Source organism: Cesiribacter andamanensis AMV16 (assembly GCF_000348925.1).
Taxonomy (GTDB): Bacteria; Bacteroidota; Bacteroidia; order Cytophagales; family Cyclobacteriaceae; genus Cesiribacter; species Cesiribacter andamanensis.
Window position 1 is genome coordinate 22,889 of record NZ_AODQ01000045.1, and the last position, 8,982, is coordinate 31,870.

The 8,982-nt window shown below is 55.4% G+C and carries 11 protein-coding genes; 3 read left to right on the forward strand and 8 right to left on the reverse strand.

The window, feature by feature from the left end:
• Window positions 1-104 precede the first annotated feature (104 nt).
• Window positions 105-764, forward strand: coding sequence for a toxin-antitoxin system YwqK family antitoxin (locus tag ADICEAN_RS10005; protein WP_009195467.1), 660 nt, complete (start codon window positions 105-107; stop codon window positions 762-764).
• 159 nt (window positions 765-923) lie between these two features.
• On the opposite strand, the gene ADICEAN_RS10010 is transcribed toward ADICEAN_RS10005, so the two are convergent.
• The 5 genes from ADICEAN_RS10010 to accC are packed head-to-tail and all read right to left on the reverse strand — an operon-like array spanning window position 924 to window position 4,707.
• The gene (locus ADICEAN_RS10010; protein ID WP_009195468.1) at window positions 924-1,358 is read right to left on the reverse strand and encodes a hypothetical protein; all 435 of its coding nucleotides are present in this window, start codon (window positions 1,356-1,358) and stop codon (window positions 924-926) included.
• Entirely contained in the window at window positions 1,355-1,927 is a 573-nt protein-coding gene (locus ADICEAN_RS10015) for a Maf family protein (protein WP_009195469.1), read from the reverse strand. Before ADICEAN_RS10015 ends, ADICEAN_RS10010 begins: the two co-directional genes overlap by 4 nt.
• Window positions 1,893-2,081 carry a DUF1015 family protein gene (locus ADICEAN_RS23715; RefSeq protein ID WP_009195470.1) on the reverse strand — a complete coding sequence of 63 codons (189 nt, stop codon included), beginning with the start codon at window positions 2,079-2,081 and terminating at the stop codon, window positions 1,893-1,895. The genes ADICEAN_RS10015 and ADICEAN_RS23715 overlap by 35 nt, the downstream gene beginning before the upstream one ends.
• On the reverse strand, window positions 2,081-3,196 hold the full coding sequence (locus tag ADICEAN_RS10020) for a DUF1015 domain-containing protein (RefSeq protein WP_009195471.1): 1,116 nt from the start codon (window positions 3,194-3,196) through the stop codon (window positions 2,081-2,083). The genes ADICEAN_RS23715 and ADICEAN_RS10020 overlap by 1 nt, the downstream gene beginning before the upstream one ends.
• A gap of 8 nt (window positions 3,197-3,204) precedes the next feature.
• On the reverse strand, window positions 3,205-4,707 hold the full coding sequence (gene accC / locus ADICEAN_RS10025; protein ID WP_009195472.1) for an acetyl-CoA carboxylase biotin carboxylase subunit: 1,503 nt from the start codon (window positions 4,705-4,707) through the stop codon (window positions 3,205-3,207).
• 182 nt (window positions 4,708-4,889) lie between these two features.
• On the opposite strand from accC, the gene ADICEAN_RS10030 reads away from it, so the two are divergent.
• Both ADICEAN_RS10030 and ADICEAN_RS10035 read left to right on the forward strand, forming a co-directional pair.
• A complete protein-coding gene (locus ADICEAN_RS10030) occupies window positions 4,890-6,149 on the forward strand; it encodes an aminotransferase class I/II-fold pyridoxal phosphate-dependent enzyme (RefSeq protein ID WP_009195473.1) in 1,260 nt (419 codons plus the stop codon).
• A 91-nt stretch (window positions 6,150-6,240) separates the two neighbouring features.
• Window positions 6,241-6,426, forward strand: a complete 186-nt coding sequence (locus ADICEAN_RS10035; protein ID WP_009195474.1) for a hypothetical protein — start codon at window positions 6,241-6,243, stop codon at window positions 6,424-6,426.
• Between the two features lie 85 nt (window positions 6,427-6,511).
• On the opposite strand, the gene dapA is transcribed toward ADICEAN_RS10035, so the two are convergent.
• From dapA to ligA, 3 genes are all read right to left on the reverse strand, one after another.
• Complete coding sequence (gene dapA / locus ADICEAN_RS10040) at window positions 6,512-7,399, reverse strand: 4-hydroxy-tetrahydrodipicolinate synthase (protein ID WP_009195475.1); 888 nt, start codon at window positions 7,397-7,399, stop codon at window positions 6,512-6,514.
• Complete coding sequence (locus ADICEAN_RS10045) at window positions 7,389-7,916, reverse strand: DUF6913 domain-containing protein (RefSeq protein WP_009195476.1); 528 nt, start codon at window positions 7,914-7,916, stop codon at window positions 7,389-7,391. Before ADICEAN_RS10045 ends, dapA begins: the two co-directional genes overlap by 11 nt.
• Window positions 7,916-8,982 (reverse strand): NAD-dependent DNA ligase LigA (gene ligA / locus ADICEAN_RS10050; protein WP_040396646.1); only part of this gene is annotated, 1,067 nt, incomplete at its 5' end. The genes ADICEAN_RS10045 and ligA, both read right to left, overlap by 1 nt.

An 8,982-nucleotide genomic window follows, 5' to 3' on the forward strand; every position in this document is an offset into this window, starting at 1 on the left:
TATCGGCCAGTGGGGCCACCGCACCCCCCATACCCGCCGCCCGGGCCCCAAAAAAGTGCTGGGGAAGCTGAGCCATTGCGGCATTCCCTGTTTGAACAATAAGTATGAATAATAATAGACGCCTCACTGCCATTTTGTTTAAAGCCATGACGCTTGTTAATTGTTTGGCAATTTTTTTCTGCCTTTGTCTTTCCACACAAGCGCAGCCAAGCGATACGCTGTACTACGCCAATGGAGCTCCCAAAGCCTGGGGAAAGGTGCTGGAGGGCAGGCGGGAGGGAACATGGACCTATCTGTATCCCGATGGCACCAAAAATGCGCAGGAGGAGTACCGGCAGGGAGTATTGGAAGGCCCTGTGCTGGGCTATGATTTTGAGGGGAATCTGATCAGCAAAGAATACTATCGGCGGGGCTTGTTGCAGGATACCAGCTACCACTACCACAGCAATGGTCAACTGCGCAGCAAGGGAGCGTTTACGGATAACCTGCATACCGGTCCCTGGCAGTTCTGGAACGAGCAGGGGGTGCTGATCCGGCAGGGCCAGTACCGCGGCGGGCTGCCCGAAGGCAAATGGCTCTTCTACCACAATGGAGGTCAGCTCTGGCAGGAGGGGCGTTTTGAGGAGGGCAAAGAAGCAGGCGAATGGCGCTACTACCGCGAGGATGGAAGCCTGGAGTACAGCGGACGCTATCAGGGGGGAGAGCGGGTAGGCGACTGGTGGTACTATACCCCTACAGGCAAGAAAAAACGCATGCGAAAGTGAGGGGGAATTTTCTGGGGCTGGCTTACTTCCCGAACCTTTCGGTTAGCACTCTCAAGCCTGAGCTGCAGGCTTGAACCAGCATAAAAGCGAAGGGACTGGGAAAGAAGAGAGAATTCTTTTCCAGGAAATAGCAGAAGAGAAGGGAAAGAGCCCTACGCCTTACTGCGGCCGAAAGGTAGCCGTTACCACATAGTTATCAAAGATCAGCCCGGTTACCACCAGTTTATCCGGCTGCAGTTCATCTACGCTGGCATCCCAGGTTCTGTCCTTCCAGTGGGCAAGCAGGCGCGCCCCCCCGTCCTTAAATTCCCAGGTGCCGCGGTTCTGCACCTCGGGCTCGCTGGCCTGGCAGGGCTGCTGCCCGCTTCTGATCTCGCCCTGCCCATCGGCATAAAAGCGGTAGATCTCATCCCGCTGGCAGGCGGGCACCTGATCGGATACGTTCAGCAGCAGGTAAACCACTTTTTCCAGTCGCCAGTCTTTATAATCGCCTGCGGTAAGGCGCTGCATATTTTCGGGCAGGGGTGCCGGTTCGGGCTTTTTGCAGCCTACCCCTAGCAGCAGCAGAAAGACAAACAGCAGGCGGTGGTTCATAGGGCGAGTTTTTTCAGGTGCTGGTAGAGTTTTTCAACAGGCAGACCCATCACATTGTAGTAGGAGCCTTCAATCCGTTCTATCCCCACCATGCCTATCCACTCCTGTATACCATAACTACCCGCCTTGTCAAAGGGTTTATACTGGCGAATATACTGCCAGATCTCCTCGTCCTCCAGCGGCCTGAAATACACACTGGTGCAATCGTCGAAACTCTTAGTATAGCTGCGGCTTAATAGGCTTACCCCCGTAATGACCTTATGGCGGGTGCCTGAGAGCCTCCGCAGCATCGCATAGGCCTCCTGTTCATCGGCGGGTTTGTTCAGTACCTCGTCCCCCAGCACCACGGTGGTATCGGCGGTGATCACCAGCTCATCCTGTAGCTCGTCCCGGAAGGCTTCTGCTTTTTGCTCGGCCAGGTAGCGGGCCACCTCATCGGCGGGCATATCGGGCGGAAAGTGCTCATCCGTAGGCTTTACCCGCACACTAAAGGGGATGCCCGCCAGCCGCAGGAGCTCCTGCCGCCGGGGCGAGTTAGAGGCTAAAATAAGGGGGAAGCTGAAATTCATCTTCTTTAATGGAGCTGAACAAAAATCCGCAGATCACCTTAGGGTAAAAATAGGTCGATTTCTGGGGCATGGTATAGCCGCTGTAGCACACGCGCTTTACCTCCTCCATGGAAATATCCTTGATGATGAGCGCACACTGGGCCTCTTCTTTCATCACCTTGGCCAGGCAGGTGGCAAAGTTGCGCTCAAAGCTGATGTGCTCCGAGCGGCGCTGCTCCCTGCCGGGTATGCCCAGCGCTTTTCAATCACAAAATGGTGCAGCACCGTAAGGTCCAGGTGCTTTACCTCATCGGGCATGGGCCATTTCATCTGCTCCAGCACCTCGGGCTTCAGGCGTATCTTGTAGGTGCTGTCTTTCAGCACCAGGCCAAAGGCCCACTTTTTGCCCAGGATAATGGTGTTGATGTCGTAGGGAGAGTCCAGCGGCTTGATGAAGAAGTAAGGCTCCAGCTTCTGCAGCAGCTTCTCTTCCGTTAGGCCTTCTATGCCGCTGATAAGGCGGTGTGTTGGCTGAATGCGGATATCATCGGACTCGGTATTGGTAAAGTACATCAGGTGGAAGTTGTAGCCCTCCAGCCCGCTGTGCTCCGGATTTTGCTGCTGGCGCTGCTGGCGGTAGAGCAGCGAGCCCTCGTAGCGGTGGTGGCCATCGGCCAGGATCACCTGCTTTTGGGCCAGCACCTCCTGAAAACGCCTGATTATCTTAGCATCGTGGATCACACTCAGACAATCGCGCACCCCCTGGTAGTCTTCGCTTTCGTACAGGGGCAGCTGCATGCTTTCGTCCATGTACTGCTCCAGCTCAAAGTGGGGGTCGGTATACAGGCCATGGGTGGGGCTTACATTCAGCTGGGTCTCGTGCAGCAGCTCCAGGCGGTCGTTTACCGCTTTGGGAATGGTGTTTTCATGCCGCAGCAGCACTTTATCGTCCCAGTCATAGGCGCGGATGTTGCACACAAAGCCTTTACGGACAAACTCCCTGGACGAGCCCTGTATGGTAAAGTATTGGTAATAGACATAAATGCCGGGCAGGGGGTCCTGCACCAATATGCCTTCCCGTTTCCACTGCTCGGCCAGCTGGGCAGCCCGCTGGGCAGCGCCCTCGCCACCGGCGGGTACCGAGAGGTGAATGCTATTATAGGGGGTGCGGTAGAGCTCCTGACGGTACTTTTCCGTTACCACATCAAACAGGGGAGATGTAAGCTCGTCGATGCTGGAAAATCGCTCGGGGTTGTACCGCCAGGCGCGCAAAGGATGTATCTCGGCCATTCGGGTGCTTATAGTTTACTACGTCTGCGCCACTTTGAGTCACTGGAAGGGGTTGCTGCGCTGCTGCCGGCAGGTGAACTGCTTTTGCGCTGGGCATGCAGGTATACAGCCAGGGCGGCGGCCAGCTTTTCTTCTTCGGCACTTCCCTCTTGCTGCAGGGCCTCAGGGGTAAAATAGCGCTCTACAAATTTGGTATCGAACTGGCCACTGATAAAGGCCTCATGTTCCAGCACAAAACGGCCAAAGGGCAGGGTAGTGGCAATGCCGGTGATCTGGTACTCTTTAATGGCCCGCAGCATGCGCATGCGGGCTTCTTCGCGGTCTTTGCCCCAGCTAACCAGCTTGGCGATCATGGGGTCGTAGTAGATGGGGATTTGCATGCCCTGCTGAAAGCCATCGTCCACCCGGATTCCGGGGCCCTGCGGGCGCTTGTAGGTCTGCAGGGTGCCAATATCAGGCAGAAAGTTGTTGGCCGGATCTTCGGCATACACCCGCAGCTCCAGCGCATGGCCGTTTATCTGCAGCTCTTCCTGAGAAAAGGTGAGGGGCTTACCTTCCGCAATATGAAGTTGCTCCTTCACCAGGTCTATGCCGGTGATCATTTCCGTAACGGGATGCTCCACCTGCAGGCGGGTGTTCATCTCCAGAAAATAAAATTTCAACTGCTCGTCTACAATAAACTCCACCGTGCCGGCCCCGTAATAGCCGCACGCCCGGGCTACGGCTACGGCTGCCTCGCCCATGGCTTTTCGTATTTCGGGCGTTAGTATGGCAGAGGGGGCCTCCTCTACCACTTTCTGGTGGCGGCGCTGCACCGAGCATTCCCGCTCAAAAAGATAGACAATGTTGCCATGGTGATCGCCCAGTACCTGAATTTCAATGTGGCGGGGCGAGGTAATGAATTTTTCCAGGAAAACAGAGCCATCGCCAAAGGCCGAGGTGGCCTCGCTAATAGCCCGCTGCATGCCTTCCTCAAAGCCTTCCGGGCTGTCAACCACCCGCATGCCTTTGCCGCCGCCGCCGGCCGAGGCCTTGATCAGCACCGGGTAGCCAATTTCCTGGGCCTTGCGCTGGCCTTCGGCCACATCGGTGAGGGCATGGGCGGTGCCGGGCACCAGGGGGATATCGTACTGCGAAACGGCCGCCTTGGCGGCCAGCTTGCTGCCCATCACCTCTATGGCATGGGCCGATGGGCCTACGAAGATCAGGCCGGCGGCTTCTACCTTTTTGGCAAAGCCGGCGTTTTCTGACAGGAAGCCATAGCCGGGATGAATGGCATCCACGCCCAGTTCTTTACAAATTTTTATGATCGTATCGGCTTTCAGGTAAGACTCTGAGGAGGGGGGAGGACCCACGCAAACCGCTTCATCGGCCGCCTGCACATGCAGCGCCTGGCGGTCGGCCTCACTGTAAATGGCTACGGTGCGAATACCCATTTCCCGGGCCGAGCGAATGATCCGCAGGGCTATTTCGCCGCGGTTGGCAATGAGTAGTTTTTTTATCTGGGGCATAACAAACGTAAAACAGCCTTTAGAAACACATATAAACCTGTACAATGCTACTAATTATAGCGCTAAAACCGAAAGCGAAGCCGGTTTTTTGTGGCCTTCTTGGTTCAATCGGGAATTAATTTTACTTTTGATTGTTTTTTCGAGAAGTACAAAAGCTTTACACAACTAAACGCATAACAGTCTTGGATCTGTTTGAAAAACTACTACAGGACAGGGGCCCCCTGGGAAAGCATTCGCAAGCTGACGAAGGCTATTTCATGTTCCCTAAATTGGAGGGTGAGATACAGCCCCGCATGATCTGGCGCGGCAAAGAGGTGCTTACCTGGAGCCTTAACAATTATTTGGGATTTGCCAACCACCCGGAGGTGCGCAAGGCCGATGCCGATGCGGCCGCACGCTGGGGAGCTGCCTATCCCATGGGCGCGCGCATGATGTCGGGCAACACCGACCAGCACCTTGCCCTGGAGAGCGAACTGGCCAGCTTTGCCCAAAAAGAAGCTGCTTATTTGCTGAACTTCGGCTATCAGGGGGTAGTGTCGATCATCGATGCCCTGGTAGACCGTCATGATGTGATCGTATACGACTCCGAGTCGCATGCCTGTATTGTAGATGGCGTTCGCCTGCACATGGGCAAGCGCTTTGTGTATCAGCACAACGATATGGAAGCCCTTGAGAAAAGCCTCAAGCGCGCCGAGCGTATCGTAGCCGAAACCGGGGGCGGTATACTGGTGATCACCGAAGGGGTATTTGGCATGTCGGGCAACATGGGCAACCTCACCGATATTGTGGCCCTGAAACAGAAGTATAACTTCCGCCTGTTCATTGACGATGCCCACGGCTTTGGCGCCATGGGTGCCACCGGTGCCGGTGCTGCCGAAGCGCAGGGGGTGCAGGATCAGATTGACCTTTATTTCTCTACCTTTGCCAAATCAATGGCCAGCATTGGTGCATTTGTAGCCGGTAATCGGGATATCATTGATTACCTGAAGTACAACATGCGCTCGCAGATCTTTGCCAAAGCCCTGCCCATGATCCTGGTAGAGGGTGCCCGCAAGCGGCTGGCCATGCTGCGCAACGAGCCTGAGCACCGCGAGAAACTGTGGACCATTGTGAAAGCGCTGCAGTCCGGCCTGCGCGAAAAAGGCTTTAACATCGGCACCACAACATCACCCGTTACGCCTGTATTCCTGAAAGGCGCGCTGAGTGTAGCCACCATTCTGAATAAAGATTTGCGGGAAAATTACAACATTTTCTGCTCTGTAGTGATTTATCCTGTAGTGCCCAAGGATGTGATCATGCTCCGGCTGATCCCTACCGCGGTGCATACGCTGGAAGATGTGGAGCAGACCATCCGCGCTTTCTCGGAAATCAAGCACAAACTGGACACCGGCGCCTACGTAAACCACGAGTATGCGGCAAAAATGTCCCTGTTTGATGCTTAAAAAATGCTATTGATTTGCGTTTTTTAACGAATTAGCTATATTGCTACCCATAACAAGAAACATAATCACTTAACCAAAATTAAGCCAAACTATGAAACGCTTCGATCAAATCAGAGACCTGGTAATGTCACTTGAAGGAGACTTCCAAAAGTTCTATGACAAAGACAACCAGGCTGCTGGTACTCGTGTACGTAAAGGAATGCAGGAACTGAAAAACCTGGCGCAGGAAATTCGTATCGAAGTACAGAACGCGAAAAATAGCGCTGACAACAAATAATCTTTTTGTTGTAAGCACTGCTTATACGAATAAAAAGCGACGCCCATCGGCGTCGCTTTTTCTGTTTTAAGGGGTCCTGGCTGTGTTAAGCGAAAGATTCCAGCTTGCGCAGCGCCCGCTCAATGCTGTCGCAGAGGGCCGGTGAGGCGGCCACCAGCGGCAGGCGTACACTGTTTCCACAGAGGCCCAGGCAGCAGAGCGCCTGTTTGATTCCGGCCGGGTTGCCCTCCTGATAAATGTAGGGGTTGATCTCCAGCAGGGCAAACAGGGCCTGGCGGGCGGTAGCATAATCGCCTTCCAAAGCACTATCCACCATTTTCTGGAATATTCCGGGCAGCACATTGGCCAGTACGGAAATAACCCCGGCTCCTCCCAGGGAGGCAATGGGCAGGGTCAGCATGTCATCGCCGCTGATCAGCAGAAAATCGGCAGGCTTGCTGCGAGCGATCTCGGCACACTGGGCCAGATTGCCGGAGGCTTCCTTGATGCCGATGATGTTGGGCAGCTCGGCCAGGCGCAGGGTGGTTTCAGCATTCAGGTTACGGGCAGTGCGTGCGGGTACGTTGTAGAGGATCAGCGGCAGGGGGGAGGCATCGGACAGCGCCTTGTAGTGCTGGTAGAGGCCTTCCTGTGTAGGCAGGTTGTAGTAAGGGCTCACCGAAAGGATGGCATCAACCCCCTGCAGATCAAGCGATCTCAACTTCTTCTGGATGGCAATGGTATTGTTGCCGCCCAGGCCGTAGACAATCGGAAGCTTGCCCGGGTTGTTGCTGCGCACATAGTCCAGGATCTGCGCTTTTTCTTCGGGGGTGGTGGTAACTGATTCGCCCGTGGTACCATGCACCACCAGGTAATCCACACCGCCCTCGGTAACGTGTTGTATCAGGCGGCCAAGGCTGGGGTAGTCCACCTCACCTGCAGGGGTAAAGGGAGTTACCAGGGCTACGCCTACGCCGCTAAAGCTAGTTTGCATTGAATTCGTTCGTGTAGTGGTAGATTTGTTGGATCAGCTCAGCAATGGATGCCTGCTCCGGAAAGCCAATCATCAGCTCAAAGAGCGCTTCTTTTCCATCGGTATAATTTCCAATCCTGAATCGGGCCTGGCTGGCCGCCAGCAGGTACTCCAGGTAGATGTTGGGGCTGCGGTCCAGGCATATCAGGTAATCAAACTTCTGCTCCAGAAAGTTCGCCACATTGGCGGCTTTCACCTTGCCGGTAGCCGAAAAATCGGTGACCGTAAAGACATCATAGTGAAAATGGAAGTTTTCGACATTTTTGGGCAGGTAGCAGAGTACCACCACCTCCTTTCCTTCGCTTTTGAGTTTCTTTTCAAATGCCCGTATGGCTTCGTAATCGTCCAGGTTGGTCATGCTAAAGAGCACCCCCACCTTGCGGGCCTGCCGGTAGGAGGTGCTGCCGCGCCGCGGCTTATTTTTGCGCAGCTGCGAGCGGGTGCGCATGGGGAGCAGGGTGGTATGCAAAAAGGACATCAGGCTTCTTTACCGATCAGGCGCATAAATTCATCTTCAGAAAGAATAGGTACCCCCAGCGCTTCGGCTTTCTGGCGCTTGGCGGGCCCCATTTTGTCGCCGGCCAGCAGGTAGTCCAGCTTGGCCGATATGGCCGAGACTACCTTGCCGCCATGCCGGGCAATCACCTCTTTGATCTCATCGCGTCCCCATTGGCTGAAAACGCCACTCACCACAAAGGATTTGCCCTCCAGGGCAGCCGATTCCAGGGGGGTGTCAGCCACAGTGCTTTCCAACTGCAGGCCTGCCAGGCGCAACTCTTCTATCAATTGGCAGTGTTCCGGATTACTGAAGTAATCCCGCACACTCTGGGCAATGCGCTCGCCAATTTCGGGCACGGCCACCAGCTCCTCAAGCGAGGCCGCTGCCAGCCCATCAATGGAGCGAAAATGGCGGGCCAGCTTATCGGCTACCGTACGCCCCACATACCGGATGCCCAGGCCAAACAGCACCTGTTCAAAGGGGGCCTGGCGGGACTGGTCAATACCCGCCAGCAGGTTTTGGGTGGACAGCTCCTTAAAGCCTTCCAGGGCAAAGATCTGCTCGTAGCTGAGTTTGTACAGATCGGCCACCGTACGGACCAGCCCCTGCTCGTATAGCTGCTCGATGGTGCGCTCGCCCAGCCCCTCAATGTTCATGGCCCGGCGCTGGATAAAGTGCTCCAGCCTGGCCTTAATCTGCGGCGGACAGCCCCGCTCGTTGGGACAGTAGTGGGCTGCTTCGCCTTCCTGCCGCACCAGGGGGGTGCCGCATACCGGGCATTCATGGGGGTAGATGATCGGCTGGCTGTCCAGCGGGCGCTTGCTAAACTCCACGCTGGTGATCTTGGGGATGATCTCACCCCCTTTTTCGATGTAGACCGTATCGCCCAGGCGCAGGTCCATATCGGCAATAAAATTGGCATTGTGCACCGAGGCACGTTTAACCACCGTGCCGGCCAGCAGTACGGGCTCCAGATGGGCTACAGGGGTAACGGCTCCGGTGCGGCCCACATTGTACTCGATATGGAGCAGGCGGGTGGCCACAC

Excerpts from the sequence above, each read along its gene's own strand:
- ADICEAN_RS10005 (WP_009195467.1), top strand. The coding sequence starts at position 105 with ATGAATAATAATAGACGCCTCACTGCCATTTTGTTTAAAGCCATGACG.
- ADICEAN_RS10010 (WP_009195468.1), bottom strand. The coding sequence starts at position 1,358 with ATGAACCACCGCCTGCTGTTTGTCTTTCTGCTGCTGCTAGGGGTAGGC.
- ADICEAN_RS10015 (WP_009195469.1), bottom strand. The coding sequence starts at position 1,927 with ATGAATTTCAGCTTCCCCCTTATTTTAGCCTCTAACTCGCCCCGGCGG.
- ADICEAN_RS23715 (WP_009195470.1), bottom strand. The coding sequence starts at position 2,081 with ATGAAAGAAGAGGCCCAGTGTGCGCTCATCATCAAGGATATTTCCATG.
- ADICEAN_RS10020 (WP_009195471.1), bottom strand. The coding sequence starts at position 3,196 with ATGGCCGAGATACATCCTTTGCGCGCCTGGCGGTACAACCCCGAGCGA.
- accC (WP_009195472.1), bottom strand. The coding sequence starts at position 4,707 with ATGCCCCAGATAAAAAAACTACTCATTGCCAACCGCGGCGAAATAGCC.
- ADICEAN_RS10035 (WP_009195474.1), top strand. The coding sequence starts at position 6,241 with ATGAAACGCTTCGATCAAATCAGAGACCTGGTAATGTCACTTGAAGGA.
- dapA (WP_009195475.1), bottom strand. The coding sequence starts at position 7,399 with ATGCAAACTAGCTTTAGCGGCGTAGGCGTAGCCCTGGTAACTCCCTTT.
- ADICEAN_RS10045 (WP_009195476.1), bottom strand. The coding sequence starts at position 7,916 with ATGTCCTTTTTGCATACCACCCTGCTCCCCATGCGCACCCGCTCGCAG.